Below are 17,031 nucleotides of genomic sequence, written 5' to 3' on the forward strand. Positions count from 1 at the left end.
AAATTATTTAATTTTTGCCAAAGTTAAATTGGTTAAATTTTCTACTTCATTTTCTCTATTTCGTCTGTATGCATACCGCTTCATTTTATTTTTATTTACCTCATACTTTTCAAATGCAGAAGCGTAAATAAACTCTATTTCACTTTGTTGTGCTGCGTATAGTTTGGTATCAATAGTCATATCAACTAATAATTTTTCCAGCGTTGGCAGCGTTATTTTATTTATTTCTTGCAAAGGTGCTTCTGATATTAAATGTTTTAAAATAATAACATCTTCACTATTGTTGATATACAGATTGAACGTTTCTGCATCTGGTTCTATATAGACTTGCTTTCCTTGTTCTTTTAATGCGTGAAAGACAGCTTCTGTAACATCTTTGTCTAATTCTAGAACCGTATAGCATTTAAATGGTTGATGCCTCATAAATTCATTTAACCATTTGGTGTCCCAAATACAAAACTCAACAAAAGGATAGTCTTTTTTTATTTTATTGAACAAGCGTTTTAAATAACTATCTACAACAGGATTGTATGTCTTTTTTTCTTTTAATGCATACATGCCTCTTGCGGGGTTTTTAATAAGTCCTTCCTTTTTTAAACGTGACAAATACACGTTTATAGTGCTTTGTTTTAGTTCAGGAAAATCTAACACCATACAATTCACCAATTTCTCTTTTGAAATGGTTGATTGTTCTTTAAAATAAGATTCTATTTTATCTTTTATTGTATCAATCAAAGTGTTAAGTTCTTAATTAATCTTTGGCAAATTACATAATATTTGCCAAAGATTAATTATTTTCAATAAATTGTTTTCTTTACACCTAGCATCTTCATTAATTTATAGTTTTTTTAATTATCTGCGTTTGTCTTTTGATGTATTGTCATAAGCGATTAAATTGAATAGTTCTCGCATTCTACTTCTTACTCGGTTGCCATAGTGTTGTTCAATTTCTGATGCAGAGAGGTTTGTGGTAATGTGTGTTTTTAGCTTTTTACTTACGAATAAATCGTAGCGGCTTAATATGATTTCTGCCATGACATTGCATTCGTTACCGAAGTATTTTAAGTTGCTTTCCGTTCCTAAATCGTCAAAACAAATGGTGTTGTATTTTGGTTGGTATAGCTTGCCTTTGCTATACCTGTGAATGACTTCGTAACCGTCTTGTATGAATTCAAAACTTACATCTCTACAGGATTTTACATGATACTTTTCTTTTTCAGTAATATGTTTTATCAAGGTCATTAATGATGTTTTACCACAGCCTATGGGTCCGGAAAGTAAGATGCCTTTTTCTAAAGAAATATTGAGTTCAATAGCTCTTTTTTCATCTTTTAGCATATAGGCTATTAACTTTTCAATAATGGTTTTATCTTCTTTATAAATTTTGAAATGGATTCCGAATAGTTCTTTGCCTTTTTTTTCGAGCCATTGGGTTATTTCTTGGTAGTTGTGTCGCATTTTGTTTTCTAATTTTAATCTATAATTTATTATAGAAATTGCTTTAAGCTATCAACTTGTTCATTTTGTCTTGAAACAAAACGAACCAAAAATTCAAGCCTTAAATCTTCGGCGGTCAAATTGATTTTTGATTTCTAAAACAAAAGAACTCGCCTTCCTTTTAGTCAGGCTCAAACAGCTTTTGTTTTTACGAAACCTTCAAATATTTGACACTCGCCTGCCAGATTCTATGGCGGTTGAGATTGTAACTAGATTTGTTATCTACATTTTTAGTCATGTTTTTTTATTTACATTTCTACATAGCTCAGTGTGACAATAAAGCGTTTTATTTAATTGAACAAATACAGTATGAGACAAAACGTTACAATGGTTCGGAGTAATTTTTATCCGTAGTTGTGTTGAGTTGTTTTGCTCGATTTGTCGGTGTGGTGTCGGTGTTGTGCTTAAAATTAGCACTGTTGAGCATCCAATTTTCTGCAGCAGCTTTCCAATCGACCATTTTGGTTTTTCCGCCTACTAACCAACCATTGCTGGTAAAATAATTGTAAAACTTCTGCGCTTCTAATTCTGGGTGTTTTTGTTCTATAAAATACTTATTTACTTCTTCAATAGTCGGCTTCAAGACTGCATTTGAAGTGATCTTATTTTTCTTTTTTTGCCGCAACTTTTTTTCTTTTACATCGCCCTGATTTTTAAACTCTATATTTTTATTTTCAAAATTTGGTGCTTGTTCTTCCAAGTTTGAAATGTTTAAAGTGTTTGTTTTGTTTATACTGTTTATAGAAGATACCAGTGCTTGTTCACTACTAGTTTTTTGCTTGTTTAGAGCTTGTTCATCAACAGGGATATTTTTTTTAGTATTGCGGTCTTTTTTTTGAACTGGTTTTAAGTCTTCTGAAAAATTGAACATATAGACCATACTGCCTTTAAAAGGATTGTAGGATGGTTCGTATTTAAGATATCCTTTGTCATTTAATTCGCGTATGCATTTGTGATACGTTGCTTTAGAACATATTTTACTAATACGCATAACCTCATCTCTTGTAATGCTTATTGGATTTTTAAACCGGTTGATATTCCAGTATTGAAATAAGCCTAAATATAAACTTATATGTGTTGGGTTTAAATTTGAATCGTGAATGATGCGGTCAAAAAATCCTGTTAAGTGTTTTATGTAGTTCATTTTGTAAATGGTTTAATTTTGTGTTTTTTACATTGACATAAACATTTTAAATTCAATCAATACAAACTTTATCATAGAAATAGCCCCTTGAATTTTCGACAGTAAAATTGATTTTTCTTTTGTCTTAACACAAAAGAAACAAAAAGTCAAGACTTGGATTCTCAGCGGTCAATTACAATCTCAAACCCTAAAAGAAAAGAACTCGGCTTAAGCCTCAAACAGCTTTTCTTTTTACGGTTTTTTCTATTGATTGACACTCGCCTACAAATCCTATGTCGAATAGAGATTGTAATTAGCTTTCGGAATTATTAACTTTATTTTCTTCTAAAACCTTTTGAATATCATCGTAGGCATAAAAGATAATACCTCCAACTTTGGTATAAGTGAGCGTACCATTGATGCGTAGGTTTTGTAAGGTTCCTGGAGAGATGTTTAGTAATTTTCGGACTTCAATAGATTTGAGCCATTGTTTTTCTCGATACCCAGCTTGATGGGTTATGATGGCTTTGATGCTGTTTAGAAGGTCTATTCTGAATTGGTGTAAGTCTTCTTTTGTAATTAGTTCTACTTCCATAACTTGATTTTTAGATTGTTATGGTACAAATTTGTTGGTTTTGAGTGATTTTACATCACAAGGCGAACCGAAGTTGTGATACATTTTATTTTAAAGACAATAATTCAATCACTTATCTTATTCATCCGAATTATCCATTCTTTTTTTAAGACTCTCTTTAAGTGAGGTCATAAACTTTGTTCTATCTCCTTTGCGCATTCGAATTTCTAAAAAAGCTCTGTGATATTGACCTAAATTGATATTGAAGGTGTCTTCGAAATAAGCAGCAATGTCTTTTAAATCTGAAGCTCCATTGTTAAAGACACCTTCTGAATGTAATGCATATAACAACTCTATTAGAGCCACTTTAGAGCCAGTCCAGTTTTGTTTGATCTTCGGGTTAACTTGTGATTTTTGATTGGGTTGCTTATTTTCTAATAACAATAATTTATCCTCTAGGTATACTTGTAGTAAATCATGCGCTATAATTTTAGCGACTTTGTAACTATGTGTGGTTGCAAAGTTTTTATCTGATTCGAAATAAAAGGAGTTTAAGCTTAGTTTTACATCTAACTTACCGCGTACAAAATATTTATGGTCTAAATAATTGCTTCCTGTTCGGAAGTATCTATAAAACTCTAGTTCGCTATCAAAAAACAATTTTAGTTTTCGCAATTCATTTCTATAAAATTTTTTCACCACTCTTTGACCTCCATAAGGTCTTTTGGTTTCCATTTTATATATTTTGTTGTAATAAATAAATTTGGAGGAAAATTGAGGCTTGATTTCTTTGAAAAAATTAATTTCTTCGTTTGTTGATTTGAATTTTCTTTTTAACACAAACTTCTTTAATTGCTCTAAAGATTTTAAGGTTATTTCAATGGCTTGCTCACATGCCACAATAGGGTCATCAATCTCAATATTTATAAAGTTGAGTTGTTCTTGTAGGTCTATTAGTAGTTTGTTTATTGGGGGTTGCAAACCGTTATTTTTGTTATAAGTTAAATTATTAAGAAATTTTTCGCATCATCAGGATCTTACTTAATTAAAGTTTCTCATACAAATAATAACAACCACTTTGTTTACATTATTAAAACAGATATTCCTTGTTAGGTAACTTCTATAATATTATTATATTCTCAATTTTTTAAAATTGGATTTTCTTTGATAAAATTTGTGTAACACAATCCTTCATTACCTATAAAGACATACTGTTTTTTTTGAGATGTCCATTTCTTTCTGTAATTAAAATTGTATCCATTTATAGATTTTTATACTTGAATTTCATATACATTATTAAGTATTTCCTTTGTCATGCTTTCATCCTGTAACACAAAACAATGTTTAGTAAACTTACAAGCAATATCCAATATTTAGTCTTCTTTATTCCTCCATAACATGTGGATTATTTTTTCATAAACATCATTATGAGAAGTGATTGAAAAGCACTCATTGGATTATTTAATTAAGCTAAAATGTTTTTTTTTGGTATCCATAATATTTTTAGTAAAGTTAAGCTAAGACTACAAAGTCTAAATAATCATATATAGACAATAAATAAGGATAATAGGACAATTAATCATTAATATAAATAAAAAAATTATAAATTCTTCCTATATAAAGAAGTTACAAATTCTATGTAAAACATTTACACTGTGAAAGAGAAATTTCGAATGTATTAATTATTTGTATAAAGGTTTTTAATTAATTAACATTTAACTATTTCACACATTTCAATCCTTACTTTTCAAAATATAATTTGATGGTGTTTTACCTAAATGTTTTTTAAACATATAAATAAATGAGCTCGAGCTTTCGTAGCCTAAATCAAAGGCTATTTCTTTTACAGATTGTTGCTCACCTAATCTTTTTATTGCTTCTAAAAGTTTTAAACGAATTCTCCAATCACTAAAATTCATACCTAATTCTTTGATGAATAAACGAGATAAATTTCGACTACTCATACATGAAATTTCAGCATAGTATTCTATCGTTTACTTACTGGCAACATCGTTAAGTAAAAGCTGTACAACATTCTTTAATCTTACATGATTTGTTGTTGGTAAAAAAGTAATACTAGGTTGTATTAAAGTAACTTCATCTAAAAAGACCATCATAATTCTTTTTTCTGAAATTGAGACAGTATCAACTGTATTAAAAGAAATAATTTTAAATAGTAATTGTTTTAAAAAAGGGGAAATGCCAAATGAAAAAGTAGTTTTTGGCAATCCATCTGTAAAAGAAGGATCTATGAAGACACTATATAATTTGACATTTTTTTGAAAAGAAACTTGATGTTCTACTCCTCCTGGAATCCAAAGTCCTTGTAATGGATTCACTACCCAAATTTGGTTATTAACTACTACTTTCATTACACCAGTAGTAGCATAAAGAAGTTGTGCTCTTGGATGTGAATGTGATATACAAATAGAATTGGTTACCATCTCCGAATATCCTATTACTGGCAAATCTGAATTAATTTGGAATCCAAAATCAACTAATCGATATGTCTGATACTCGCTATTCATTGTCCAAATATACCAATTCAGGTAGTATATTTATTAGAATCTTTGTGAAAAATAATTCAGCTATTATTTTAAAAAAAATAAACATAAAACAACAATATAAAAAAAACGAAATCTAAATGAAAACCGAAAATTTATTAAAGCAAATTGATTTTATAAAAGAAATTGATAAAATAAAATATATTCAAAGACGGACAAAATTATTTAATAGCGACAGACGCGAAAATGATGCAGAACATAGTTGGCATTTAGCGATGATGACAATTGTTTTAAGCGAACATTCAGATTGTGAAATTGACTTATTGAAAGTAATAAAAATGGTCTTAATTCACGACATTGTTGAAATTGATGCTGGCGATACTTTTTTGTACGACCAAAATAAAAATCACGATAACACCATAGAAGAAATGAAATGTGCGGAACGCATTTTTGGAATGTTACCAAAAAAACAAGCAGAGGAATTTATCCAAATTTGGACTGAATTTGAAGATGGTAATTCTAACGAGGCGAAATTCGCAAAATCAATGGACAGACTTGAACCTTTATTACAGAACACTTCAAACGATGGAGGAACGTGGAAAGAATTTGGAGTGAAATATCAAACTGTGTATGAAAAGAAAAAAGTAATTGAAAATGGCTCGAAAAAGTTATGGAACTATGCCGAAAAACTAATCGATGAAAGTGTTGAAAAAGGCATATTAGAGAAATAATACTGTTGCCAACAACGTATAAAATTAATTGCTTGCTTCTAGCCTACTTACGAAAGTCCTCGCGGACTTTCTATCTGTGATTTATTTGCTAAATTTAGTACTTAAACCACGCAACTAATCTTATACAAAACCGATAAATTCGGAAGAAAATATGTTATTTGGATTTCTATCTTAGGTGCGGCTCCTTTTACACTTTTACTACCCTATGTGTCGTTATTTTTGGTTGGAATTTTATCCATTGTAATAGGATTGATTATCTCCTCTGCTTTTTCAGCAATTTTAGTTTATGCAACTGAATTACTTCCAGGAAAAGTAGACCTAGTCGCAGGACTGTTCTTTGGATTTGCTTTTGGAATGGGTGGTTTGGGTTCTGCTATTTTAGGAAAACTTGCTGATGAAACTAGTATTGTATATATATTTAAAGTTTGTGCCTTTTTACCATTAATTGGGATTCTAACAAGCTTTTTACCCAATATAGAAAGCAAAAAAGCATAGTTTGATTAACGCAAATTTTATTTTGAAATATAACACGAAAATGATTTAGAAGAAAGATGAAACATATAGCTATATATTGCTCCAATACAATTGATAAAAAACAACTAATACAACATATTGAAAAAAATTTTCTTTCCCCATTCATTTGTAAACTTACTGAATTACAAGGAGAAGTTTATTCATCAATTACAATTGATAAGTTTATTAATGAAGCATATAAACACGATAAGATTTTTATTTCAACTGATTCAGATACAACTTTTGAAGAAATGTCGAGCGGTCAACAACGCATAGCATTGGCAAAATTTATTTTTAAGCAAAACCCTGACTATGTTATTATAGATGATATTTGTAGTAATGTTGATAAACAAACACTTTCAATGGTATATAAATTGTTTGAAGAATATTTAAATACTTGTTTATACATTCAAATATTTAGTAGAATAAACGATATCTTACCTTATGTATCACAGGTTATTGAAATAGATAATGTTATGGGTATTAGTAACGTATTTACTCAACATGAGTTTCTGTTAAAGCATACATTAACGGATGTTTCAAAAAAAAATGAATATACTGTTTCTCATTTACTTTCTGAAGTCCCCTATTTTGATCCACTTGTAACAATGCAAAATGTTACAGTTGCATATAGAACAAAACCTGTTTTACATAAGGTTAAGTGGACAATAAAAGCGGGGGAATTTTGGGAATTACGCGGTCCAATTGGTTCTGGAAAAAGCACATTACTTTCGATGATTATTGGTGATAATCCAAAAGCATATGGACAAGACATGCATTTATTCGGTCGTAAAAAAGAGAGTGGTGAGTCGGTATGGGAAATAAAAAAACACATTGGATATTTTTATCCTAAAATGATGCAATTATTTAATAGAGAAACTTCTATAGAAAATATGATTATTTCAGGCTTTTATGATTCAATTGGATTGTATATAAAACCTCTAGATTGGCAACGTAAGGTTGCCAAAGAATGGATGGAAAATTTAGGTATTGATTATAACAAGAAAAATTTTCATGAACTTTCCCCTGGGCAACAAAGAATTATTCTCATCATTAGAGCGATTGTTAAACAACCTCCTTTAATAATACTCGACGAACCTACAGTTGGTTTAGATGATTATAATATAAGTCTGTTTGTATCCATAATAAATGCAATTGCACAAACTAAAAAAATTGCAATAATATTTGTTTCGCATCGCAAAGAAGTTGGTTTACAAGCTGATTATTTATTTGAATTACAACCAACCGAATATGGATCAATTTCAAAAATAACTAAGCTTTTAACTTAATTGATTCAAGTTGCTAGTTAGAGTATTAAAAAAAGCAAAGATTAAGTAAATATGTTTTGCTGCCCCATAAACAAAACCGATACTTTGCAAAGACAAAATTATTTCAATTTTTTATTTAATCGATGATATTTTACAAGGAGTTGATCCTAAAGACGATATTAAATTGCAAGTTATTTATTATGAGATTATTACTGTTGTAATTGTTTCGTCTACAAGTTTCTATGGGAGGGTATCTTAATTCTGACATTCAATTTGTTAAGCAGTATGGATTGGAGTTCTGCCTTTGCATTTTTTAAAAACTCGTAAGTCATTTTATCTGCTTTACAGTTGATAAACTTAACTCCTTTCATTTTTCTACCTTTATAAAAAGTATTGGTTAATACTGCATTTTGAAATGTTACTTTCTTGAATCTGCAATTATCAAAAGAACAGTTGTCAATATTTCCTTCAAAAACAATGTTTTCAAAATACATTTTAATAAAAGAGGTTTGATTCCAATCAGTTTTTATCACTTCTATATTTATAAAAGTTCCTGAAATAAACTTTACCTTAGATAAATTGACATTTGAAAAATTACAGTTTTTGATGTGGTTTTGTGAAAATTCAGCCCCTTGTAACACACAATTTTGAAACTCATTATTTATCAGTTGTTACAAACTCTTTGTAAAACATTTACACTGTGAAAGAGAAATTTCGAATGTATTAATTATTTGTATAAAGGTTTTTAATTAATTAACATTTAACTATTTCACACATTTCAATCCTTACTTTTCAAAATATAATTTGATGGTGTTTTACCTAAATATTTTTTAAACATATAAATAAATGAGCTCGAGCTTTCGTAGCCTAAATCAAAGGCTATTTCTTTTACCGATTGTTGCTCACCTAATCTTTTTATTGCTTCTAAAAGTTTTAAACGAATTCTCCAATCACTAAAATTCATACCCAATTCTTTGATGAATAAACGAGATAAATTTCGACTACTCATACATGAAATTTCAGCATAGTATTCTATCGTTTGCTTACTGGCAACATCGTTAAGTAAAAGCTGTACAACATTCTTTAATCTTACATGATTTGTTGTTGGTAAAAAAGTAATACTAGGTTGTATTAAAGTAACTTCATCTAAAAAGACCATCATAATTCTTTTTTCTGAAATTGAGACAGTATCAACTGTATTAAAAGAAATAATTTTAAATAGTAATTGTTTTAAAAAAGAGGAAATGTCAAATGAAAAAGTAGTTTTTGGTAATCCATCTGTAAAAGAAGGATCTATGAAGACACTATATAATTTGACATTTTTTTGAAAAGAAACTTGATGTTCTACTCCTCCTGGAATCCAAAGTCCTTGTAATGGATTCACTACCCAAATTTGGTTATTAACTACTACGTTCATTACACCAGTAGTAGCATAAAGAAGTTGTGCTCTTGGATGTGAATGTGATATACAAATAGAATTGGTTACCATTTCCGAATATCCTATTACAGGAAAATCTGAATTAATTTGGAATCCAAAATCAACTAATCGATATGTCTGATACTCGCTATTCATTGTCCAAATATACCAATTCAGGCAGTATATTTATTAAAATCTTTGTGAAAAATAATTCAGCTATTATTTTAAAAAAAAATAAACCTAAAACAACCATTTATGAAAAGCATTAATACAAATACAGAAATAGCTCAAAAAACAATATATTCCATACTTTTTACAATTAGTTTTTCTCATTTTATAAATGACTTATTACAAGCTGTAATTCCTTCTGTTTATCCATTATTCAAAGAAAAATTTGATCTTAATTTTACTCAAATCGGAATGATTACTTTAATTTATCAAGTCACCGCATCTATTTTACAACCGTTTGTGGGCATGTATACTGATAAAAAATCCAAACCCTATTCCTTGATATTTGGAATGAGTTTTACCTTATCAGGATTGTTTTTTGCTTCTATTGCATCTAATTTTTATTATTTATTAGCCGCAGTGGCTTTAATAGGTATTGGTTCTTCAATTTTTCATCCTGAATCCTCAAGAGTAGCCCATTTAGCTTCTGGTGGAAAAAAGGGGTTAGCACAGTCAATTTTTCAGTTGGGAGGAAATGCTGGGAGTGCAGTTGGTCCATTATTAGCGGCTTTAATTGTAATTCCTTTTGGGCAATTACACATTATTTGGTTTTGCCTTATTGCATTAATAGGTGTTTTTGTTTTATATAAAGTAGCTATTTGGTATAGCATTCAGTTGGAATTAAAACAGCAAAATAGAATAGCTTCCGAAAAAATATCAACGCATCATTTATCAAAAAATAGAATAATATTCTCTTTGATAATTTTACTACTTTTAATATTTTCTAAATATTTTTATTTGACCAGTATCACAAGTTATTATACATTTTTCTTAATAGAAAAATTCAATGTATCCATACAGGAATCACAAATTTATTTGTTTGCTTTTCTAGGTGCGGTAGCTGTAGGAACCTTAATAGGTGGTCCATTAGGTGATAAATTCGGAAGAAAATATGTTATTTGGATTTCTATCTTAGGTGCGGCTCCTTTTACACTTTTACTACCCTATGTGTCGTTATTTTGGGTTGGAATTTTATCCATTGTAATAGGATTGATTATCTCCTCTGCTTTTTCGGCAATATTAGTTTATGCAACTGAATTACTTCCAGGAAAAGTAGGTTTAGTAGCAGGACTGTTCTTTGGATTTGCTTTTGGAATGGGTGGTTTGGGTTCTGCTATTTTAGGAAAACTTGCTGATGAAACTAGTATTGTATATATATTTAAAGTTTGTGCCTTTTTACCATTAATTGGGATTCTAACAAGCTTTTTACCTAATATAGAAAGTAAAAAAGTATAGTTTGATTAACGCAAATTTTATAATTGCTTGAATTAGAAATTATAAAATTTGTTTTCTTATTTAAAGTAATTTTATTTTGAAATATAACACGAAAATGATTTAGAAGAAAGATGAAACATATAGCTATATATTGCTCCAATACAATTGATAAAAAACAACTAATACAACAAATTGAAAAAAATTTTCTTTCCCCATTCATTTGTAAACTTACTGAATTACAAGGAGAAGTTTATTCATCAATTACAATTGATAAGTTTATTAATGAAGCATATAAACACGATAAGATTTTTATTACCTCCTACCTTGCAATTATAAACATCAATATTGAACAAAAAAACTTATAATATTGGTATTCAATTAACTAATATGAAACTAAGGAGAGACTAATTAGAACGGTTAGTGGTTATGTAAGCCTTCCCAATTTAGAACTGTTAGTAAATCCAAATATACAATTTTTCCGTTTTAAAATAGATTGGCTTTATTTTCATACTACTGTTTTAAAGCCAATCTATTTTAATATTTGTCTGATACTCGCTATTCATTGTCCAAATATAGTAATTATGACTTAGTGATAAGTTTAGAACTTTGGAGAAAATTAAAATAATAGATTTATGGACACTAAAAAACATAATGAAAACATTGTAGAACAATTTTCAAAACAAGCAAGCGGTTATAGTGCGATAACTTCACATAGCGATGCTTTAGAAAAATTAATTTCAATAACGTCTGCTTCTAAAAAAGATAAAGTTTTAGATATTGCTTGTGGATCAGGTATTGTCTCGTGCGAATTTGCCAAACACACCAATCATGTAACAGGTATTGATATGACTCAAGGAATGCTTGATGAAGCTAAAAAATTACAAACAAAATTTAATCTTAAAAACCTTACTTGGCAAATAGGAGATGTAGAGAATTTACCTTATGAAGATAATAGTTTTTCAATAGTAGTTTCTAGATTTGGTTTTCATCATTTTTTAAATCCACTTAAAGTTTTGTCTGAAATGAAAAGAGTCTGTAAACCCGATGGAGTAGTTATAGTTGTTGATGTTTCTTTACCAGACACTAAAATAAAAAAATACAATGAAATGGAGAGAAATAGAGATTGTTCTCATGTTGCTGCACTTTCATTAACTGAATTTTATCGTCTTTTTGAAAAAGTAGGTTTCAAAAATGTTAATACTGATTTTTATTCAATGAAAATTGGACTTAATGAGCAGCTTGAAGCATCTTTTCCGAGTAATCCAATAGCTTTAAAAGATATGATTGTTGCAGATGTTGGAGTAGATGATTTAGGAATAAATGTCACAGAAATTAATAGTGAGTATTTTCTACATTATCCGATTCAAATATTTTTTGCAAAAAATAATTAAGAGGTTTTTTATATATTATTACGACAAAATTATGAAAAAACAAAAATGATTGACTTTCAAAAAGACTATATTTTAGAGAACGACAAAGTGCTTTTAAGACCATTGGTTGAAAATGACTTTGATCAACTTTTACGATATTCTTTAAACGAATTGGATATTTGGGATTTCAATGCTTTTGGTGCAAACGGAGAAGATAATTTAAGGCAATACATCAAAACTGCTATTGAAAACAGAAAAAAACAAACCGATTATGTATTTGTCGTGATAGACAAATTGCAAAATAAAATGGTAGGTAGCACCAGATTTTATTTAATAAACCAGGTCACCAAAACATTGGAATTAGGCTACACTTGGTATGGAAAAGATCATCAAGGAACTTACATTAACAAAAATTCAAAATATTTATTGCTCGAATTTGCTTTAGAGCAATTAGGATACGAACGCGTAGCATTTAAAGCCAATATTGCTAATAAAAGAAGCATTAATGCTATGAAAAGCATTGGTTGTGTCGAAGAAGGAGTTTTGAGGAATTTTAGTTTTGACGCAAAAGGAAACCGAATTGACCTTATCGTATTGAGTATTTTGAAGGACGAATGGATTAATAATGTGAAATCCAATCTTCAAGAAAAAATAAACAGAAAATAAATTTTAAAAGAATTATGAACAGGATTTTAATTACTGGAGGAACTGGACATCTTGGGAGAAAAGTTGCTAAGACCCTTATATCGCAAAATTATAAAGTAGGAGTTTTATCAACTAAAACCTTCACGCCTACTAAAGAAGACAACATTACGTATTACATGGGTAACTTAGCCGAAAATACTGGACTGAAAAAAGCGACTAATAATGTTGATGTTGTCATACATTGTGCCAGTAACCCTAGGGACTTTCAACTGGTAGATGTTGAGGGTACAAAAAATTTATTAAAAGCAATTGGTAGTCGTGCTATAAAACACTTTGTTTATATTTCTATTGTCGGGGTTGATAAGAGCGACTATCCTTATTATCAGGCAAAACTTGAGGTGGAAAACTTAGTGTCAAATAGTGGATTTCCTTATACAATTGTAAGGACTACACAATTCCACAGTTTTGTAGTTAATTTGATACAAAATTTTATCAATGAAACGACTGACGATAAGTCTATTTTGAAAATCCCAAAAGAGTTAAAATTTCAATCCATTGGTACGCAAGAGGTTGCTGAATTATTAGCAAGAATATCTTTAGAATCGCCAAAAGGTTTACTTCCAGATTTTGGAGGACCTAAAATACTTTCTTTTGAAAAAATGACTGATAGTTATTTAAAAGAATTCCACCCTAGCTGGGAAATACAAACGGAAATGACTAATGATATTCGGCATCAACTGTTTCGAACAGGCGTGAATCTTTCTCCAAATAATACTTTCGGGAAAGAAGATTGGAACACATTTATAAAAACAATCAACTACAAGTAGAAATGCCTCTCGCTTATATGTATAAAAAAAGTAGGGTAGGTAGTGTGTTTGAACAAAGGCTTGTGCGTGTATGAGAGGTCGCCATATTTTTAATTTGTATTTTTGAAAACAAGAAAATTAAAAATATGACTTCTTGCTAAACTGAAAATTTATCGCTTATTTACAGCCCTACTTTTAATCGTTGTACGTCGGCAAAGAGATAATTATTGATAACGCTCACTTTGCTTAAAAGAATTATAATTAATATCTACAAAGAAGTTAAAAAAATAATATTTAGTTCTTATGAAATTAGTTTGTATTGCAGGAAACTACGGAAATGGAAAAACTACTGCAATTGAAATTAAGGCATGATACCTGACAAATTCAGGGATTGTTCTTTCCAGTTCTTTACCTTTTCGATGTATTGGTTACTTTCTTGACCTAAGATTGTTTTTAATTTATTTAAATTACAATTTGTGACCAATAGGAGACAATTGTTAAATTTTAATTTTATATTAAATTTTGATGTAAATCATTGATTGCATCTACAATTGAAATACCATACCCTTTTAATATTTCAAAGCCTTGGTTATCAACTAAAGTTACCACATATTCATTTTTAATGTATTCAAACTTCAGATTTTTTAATTCTGAGAGGTTTATTTTTTCGTCTATCATAGTTGTTTATGTGATAATAATGTAACCTCCTTCAGATCTGCCTTTGCATTTTTTAAAAACTCGTAAGTCATTTTATCTGCTTTACAGTTGATAAACTTAACTCCTTTCATTTTTCTACCTTTATAAAAAGTATTGGTTAATACTGCATTTTGAAATGTTACTTTCTTAAATCTGCAATTATCAAAAGAACAGTTGTCGATATTTCCTTCAAAAACAATGTTTTCAAAATACATTTTAATAAAAGAGGTTTGATTCCAAACAGTTTTTATCACTTCTATATTTATAAAAGTTCCTGAAATAAGCTTTATCTTAGATAAATTGGCATTTGAAAAATTACAGTTTTTGATGTGGTTTTGTGAAAATTCAGACCCTTGTAACACACAATTTTGAAACTCATTATTTATCAGTTGAGAGTTTTGTATTTGACTGCTTTTTATTTCAGAATCTGTAAAATCACATCCATCAATATTGTTACCTCTTAATAGAAGACCTGATAATTCAGAACCGATAAATTTACAGCGTTTCATATTAGAGTTACTGAATTTATCTTTAAGGTTCTTCAAATCTGAAAAATCTGCATCTACCCAATTTCCACTGGACATATCCCAGTTTGAACTATAGTCGTTATTGGAATGAATACCTGAATCATTTGAAAGTAGCTTATTTGAATTTTGCTGTAGGTCGACTTTATGTGAGCTACTATTACTTTCATTAGAAAAATAGTTAAGATCTACATCAAAGACTTTAGCTAATTTATCCAACATTATAATATCAGGCATTGATTCACCACGTTCCCACTTCCCAATAGCTTGAGGGCTAATGGCAATTATATTCGCTAGTTTTGCTTGTGATAAATTAATGTTTTTTCGTGCCTCTAAAATTTTCAGACCTAAATGTTTTGAGTTATTCATAATAAAAGGATATAAATTTATTTAATTTTCTTGTTTAATGTTTGAATTGCATTTCCTATCGTTTTGTAATCTTTTGAGAGAATCTTTTCGTGATTGCTCTCTACTTGTTTAAATACTTTCAAATTTTCATTTTTTTTCAACAAAGGGTTGAGACTGTCACGCATGGCCTTAAATTCATGAGCTTCTCCGCCACGACTTTCGCCTGATGCAAAGACATACCATACTGGTATGTTAATATCTATAAGGGTTTGTTCTAATTTTGCGGAAATTTCATTTATTTCGATATTGATTTCCGCATGTTGTTTAGCACTCATTTTTGCAGCTAAACCAAATGGAGCAATTACAGGGAGAATCCATTTTAAGCGATTAAATAATTTATAAATACGCTTTTGAGATTCTTCACCCGTAAGCCCATAAGGTACAGCACTATCTATTGCTATTATTCCACGGGGTACTCCAGGATTTTTGTTCACCCAATGCGTAGCTAAAATGGCTCCATACGACCAACCCACCAATATTGGATTTTTGATTTGTCTTGCTTTGATAATTGCTGTCAGGTCACGCAAGCAAGCATCAAAGGAGTAATCCTTTGATTTCTTTGATTTACCACGGGCACGTTCATCATACAAAATGTGACGATAGTCTGAGCCAAGTTCTTGAATAACACGGTCCCAGTGTTTGAGGTTGGCATATGAGCCATTTAAGTAAATAATAACAGGGCCTAAACCTCCTGAATCTTGAAGATAAAGTTGAGTGTCTTCCACAGATATAAAGCCCTTCCAAGGTTTTATATACTTTTTACTTGATTGAATTTTTAATGAGTTCATCTTATTACAATTTTGTTTATGCAAAAGTAGATTGTGCTGCCCAGTAATAAGAAATTTAATTGACTACGATTAGTTGTAAAAGTTCTCTTTTTAGTTGGATTCAACAACTAGTGGTTGTTTTCCGAACAATTGGTATGAATCTCGCTCCAATATGCTTTCACTTAGATTCTCTGTACATCATTTAAAAGTTCCTCTTAATGGATGGCTATGGTTGTTTTTGACTCGTTTCCAATAACTCGAATTTGAACGGTTACACGTTTCCCCGATAGGCAAGTTTCCAATTCAAGCGAATGTGTGAATTTGCTTTAAAAACAAGACCTGTGAGGTGGTTGTAATTATTATAATTTTTACTTTTGATTTCTATCTTAATCAGTTTTAACGAAAACCTTAATGCATTAATACGGTTTTCTAAAAGTGTATATTGAGCTGAGTTTGGTTTTAATTTTACAACTGATTTTTCACATTAATTGAGTAAAGGTGTTATTACGATTTAAGCTTCTTTCAACTCCAACTTTTCACGATTTTCCATTTCAATCACTTACATTTATTTTTTTAACGACACTTCTATGGAGATAAAAAAGTTTACTTGACTTCATTGATTACTTTCATAAAGTAAATAAAGTCCTATAAACTTTTGCTTTCAAATTTTGAGAAATCTCCAATTATGAATAAAGTCATATAATGTTAATTGAATTTACACAATTCGTTTTTAAATTCTTATATT

17 protein-coding genes and 3 pseudogenes are annotated in these 17,031 nt (G+C 29.6%); 8 read left to right on the plus strand and 12 right to left on the minus strand.

The features are described from left to right. Positions 1-3: 3 nt before the first annotated feature. The 7 genes from FQU21_RS04000 to FQU21_RS04025 all read right to left on the minus strand — a co-directional run bounded on the left by FQU21_RS04000 (position 4) and on the right by FQU21_RS04025 (position 5,722). Entirely contained in the window at positions 4-735 is a 732-nt protein-coding gene (locus FQU21_RS04000) for a DUF6577 family protein (protein ID WP_054724553.1), read from the minus strand. Positions 736-852: 117 nt separating this feature from the next. Continuing rightward, positions 853-1,458 (minus strand): P-loop NTPase family protein, encoded by a 606-nt coding sequence (locus tag FQU21_RS04005; protein WP_054724551.1) that lies wholly within the window; start codon positions 1,456-1,458, stop codon positions 853-855. Between the two features lie 361 nt (positions 1,459-1,819). Further along, positions 1,820-2,641: a hypothetical protein gene (locus FQU21_RS04010; RefSeq protein WP_054724549.1), complete on the minus strand. Its 822-nt coding sequence runs from the start codon at positions 2,639-2,641 to the stop codon at positions 1,820-1,822. Between the two features lie 292 nt (positions 2,642-2,933). Beyond that, positions 2,934-3,215, minus strand: a complete 282-nt coding sequence (locus tag FQU21_RS04015; RefSeq protein ID WP_054724547.1) for a helix-turn-helix domain-containing protein — start codon at positions 3,213-3,215, stop codon at positions 2,934-2,936. Between the two features lie 117 nt (positions 3,216-3,332). Then, positions 3,333-4,175 carry an RteC domain-containing protein gene (locus tag FQU21_RS04020; RefSeq protein WP_054724543.1) on the minus strand — a complete coding sequence of 281 codons (843 nt, stop codon included), beginning with the start codon at positions 4,173-4,175 and terminating at the stop codon, positions 3,333-3,335. Positions 4,176-4,927: 752 nt separating this feature from the next. Continuing rightward, on the minus strand, positions 4,928-5,185 hold the full coding sequence (locus FQU21_RS17665) for a helix-turn-helix domain-containing protein (protein WP_317130638.1): 258 nt from the start codon (positions 5,183-5,185) through the stop codon (positions 4,928-4,930). 3 nt (positions 5,186-5,188) lie between these two features. Further along, entirely contained in the window at positions 5,189-5,722 is a 534-nt protein-coding gene (locus FQU21_RS04025; RefSeq protein ID WP_236778452.1) for an AraC family ligand binding domain-containing protein, read from the minus strand. Positions 5,723-5,838: 116 nt separating this feature from the next. Here FQU21_RS04025 and FQU21_RS04030 point away from each other — a divergent pair, with 116 nt between their 5' ends. The 4 genes and pseudogenes from FQU21_RS04030 to FQU21_RS17905 form a co-directional block, all read left to right on the plus strand. Next, positions 5,839-6,429, plus strand: a complete 591-nt coding sequence (locus tag FQU21_RS04030; RefSeq protein WP_054724541.1) for an HD domain-containing protein — start codon at positions 5,839-5,841, stop codon at positions 6,427-6,429. Between the two features lie 132 nt (positions 6,430-6,561). After that, positions 6,562-6,924: pseudogene (locus FQU21_RS04035) on the plus strand (MFS transporter); the annotation flags it as partial. Between the two features lie 56 nt (positions 6,925-6,980). Beyond that, positions 6,981-8,231 (plus strand): ATP-binding cassette domain-containing protein, encoded by a 1,251-nt coding sequence (locus FQU21_RS04040; protein WP_147676730.1) that lies wholly within the window; start codon positions 6,981-6,983, stop codon positions 8,229-8,231. A gap of 79 nt (positions 8,232-8,310) precedes the next feature. Continuing rightward, positions 8,311-8,500, plus strand: a pseudogene (locus tag FQU21_RS17905) (IS982 family transposase); the annotation flags it as partial. A 282-nt stretch (positions 8,501-8,782) separates the two neighbouring features. Here FQU21_RS17905 and FQU21_RS17910 read toward each other — a convergent pair. Both FQU21_RS17910 and FQU21_RS04050 read right to left on the minus strand, forming a co-directional pair. Then, positions 8,783-8,851, minus strand: a pseudogene (locus FQU21_RS17910) (hypothetical protein); the annotation flags it as partial. A gap of 137 nt (positions 8,852-8,988) precedes the next feature. Further along, positions 8,989-9,783, minus strand: a complete 795-nt coding sequence (locus FQU21_RS04050) for an AraC family transcriptional regulator (protein WP_054724533.1) — start codon at positions 9,781-9,783, stop codon at positions 8,989-8,991. 99 nt (positions 9,784-9,882) lie between these two features. Between FQU21_RS04050 and FQU21_RS04055 the strand changes: the two genes are divergently transcribed. The 4 genes from FQU21_RS04055 to FQU21_RS04070 all read left to right on the plus strand — a co-directional run bounded on the left by FQU21_RS04055 (position 9,883) and on the right by FQU21_RS04070 (position 13,912). After that, on the plus strand, positions 9,883-11,091 hold the full coding sequence (locus FQU21_RS04055) for an MFS transporter (RefSeq protein WP_054724530.1): 1,209 nt from the start codon (positions 9,883-9,885) through the stop codon (positions 11,089-11,091). A 611-nt stretch (positions 11,092-11,702) separates the two neighbouring features. After that, the gene (locus FQU21_RS04060) at positions 11,703-12,461 is read left to right on the plus strand and encodes a class I SAM-dependent methyltransferase (RefSeq protein WP_054724527.1); all 759 of its coding nucleotides are present in this window, start codon (positions 11,703-11,705) and stop codon (positions 12,459-12,461) included. A gap of 45 nt (positions 12,462-12,506) precedes the next feature. Further along, positions 12,507-13,106: a GNAT family N-acetyltransferase gene (locus tag FQU21_RS04065; protein ID WP_054724525.1), complete on the plus strand. Its 600-nt coding sequence runs from the start codon at positions 12,507-12,509 to the stop codon at positions 13,104-13,106. 14 nt (positions 13,107-13,120) lie between these two features. Further along, positions 13,121-13,912 (plus strand): SDR family oxidoreductase, encoded by a 792-nt coding sequence (locus FQU21_RS04070; protein WP_054724523.1) that lies wholly within the window; start codon positions 13,121-13,123, stop codon positions 13,910-13,912. Positions 13,913-14,401: 489 nt separating this feature from the next. On the opposite strand, the gene FQU21_RS17385 is transcribed toward FQU21_RS04070, so the two are convergent. From FQU21_RS17385 to FQU21_RS04080, 3 genes are read right to left on the minus strand one after another with little or no spacing between them, the layout of a single operon-like run. Then, on the minus strand, positions 14,402-14,569 hold the full coding sequence (locus FQU21_RS17385) for a hypothetical protein (protein WP_157757595.1): 168 nt from the start codon (positions 14,567-14,569) through the stop codon (positions 14,402-14,404). After that, positions 14,566-15,480, minus strand: coding sequence for a helix-turn-helix domain-containing protein (locus FQU21_RS04075; protein ID WP_054724520.1), 915 nt, complete (start codon positions 15,478-15,480; stop codon positions 14,566-14,568). Before FQU21_RS04075 ends, FQU21_RS17385 begins: the two co-directional genes overlap by 4 nt. A 17-nt stretch (positions 15,481-15,497) precedes the next feature. Beyond that, positions 15,498-16,307, minus strand: coding sequence for an alpha/beta fold hydrolase (locus FQU21_RS04080; RefSeq protein ID WP_147676731.1), 810 nt, complete (start codon positions 16,305-16,307; stop codon positions 15,498-15,500). Positions 16,308-17,031 lie beyond the last annotated feature (724 nt).

Source organism: Algibacter pacificus (assembly GCF_008033385.1).
GTDB lineage: Bacteria > Bacteroidota > Bacteroidia > Flavobacteriales > Flavobacteriaceae > Algibacter > Algibacter pacificus.

What these genes read in the sequence shown, in the direction of transcription:
- FQU21_RS04005 (WP_054724551.1), bottom strand. Translation starts at nt 1,458, where the DNA reads ATGCGACACAACTACCAAGAAATAACCCAATGGCTCGAAAAAAAAGGC.
- FQU21_RS04010 (WP_054724549.1), bottom strand. Translation starts at nt 2,641, where the DNA reads ATGAACTACATAAAACACTTAACAGGATTTTTTGACCGCATCATTCAC.
- FQU21_RS04015 (WP_054724547.1), bottom strand. Translation starts at nt 3,215, where the DNA reads ATGGAAGTAGAACTAATTACAAAAGAAGACTTACACCAATTCAGAATA.
- FQU21_RS04025 (WP_236778452.1), bottom strand. Translation starts at nt 5,722, where the DNA reads ATGAATAGCGAGTATCAGACATATCGATTAGTTGATTTTGGATTCCAA.
- FQU21_RS04030 (WP_054724541.1), top strand. Translation starts at nt 5,839, where the DNA reads ATGAAAACCGAAAATTTATTAAAGCAAATTGATTTTATAAAAGAAATT.
- FQU21_RS04040 (WP_147676730.1), top strand. Translation starts at nt 6,981, where the DNA reads ATGAAACATATAGCTATATATTGCTCCAATACAATTGATAAAAAACAA.
- FQU21_RS04050 (WP_054724533.1), bottom strand. Translation starts at nt 9,783, where the DNA reads ATGAATAGCGAGTATCAGACATATCGATTAGTTGATTTTGGATTCCAA.
- FQU21_RS04055 (WP_054724530.1), top strand. Translation starts at nt 9,883, where the DNA reads ATGAAAAGCATTAATACAAATACAGAAATAGCTCAAAAAACAATATAT.
- FQU21_RS04060 (WP_054724527.1), top strand. Translation starts at nt 11,703, where the DNA reads ATGGACACTAAAAAACATAATGAAAACATTGTAGAACAATTTTCAAAA.
- FQU21_RS04065 (WP_054724525.1), top strand. Translation starts at nt 12,507, where the DNA reads ATGATTGACTTTCAAAAAGACTATATTTTAGAGAACGACAAAGTGCTT.
- FQU21_RS04070 (WP_054724523.1), top strand. Translation starts at nt 13,121, where the DNA reads ATGAACAGGATTTTAATTACTGGAGGAACTGGACATCTTGGGAGAAAA.
- FQU21_RS17385 (WP_157757595.1), bottom strand. Translation starts at nt 14,569, where the DNA reads ATGATAGACGAAAAAATAAACCTCTCAGAATTAAAAAATCTGAAGTTT.
- FQU21_RS04075 (WP_054724520.1), bottom strand. Translation starts at nt 15,480, where the DNA reads ATGAATAACTCAAAACATTTAGGTCTGAAAATTTTAGAGGCACGAAAA.
- FQU21_RS04080 (WP_147676731.1), bottom strand. Translation starts at nt 16,307, where the DNA reads ATGAACTCATTAAAAATTCAATCAAGTAAAAAGTATATAAAACCTTGG.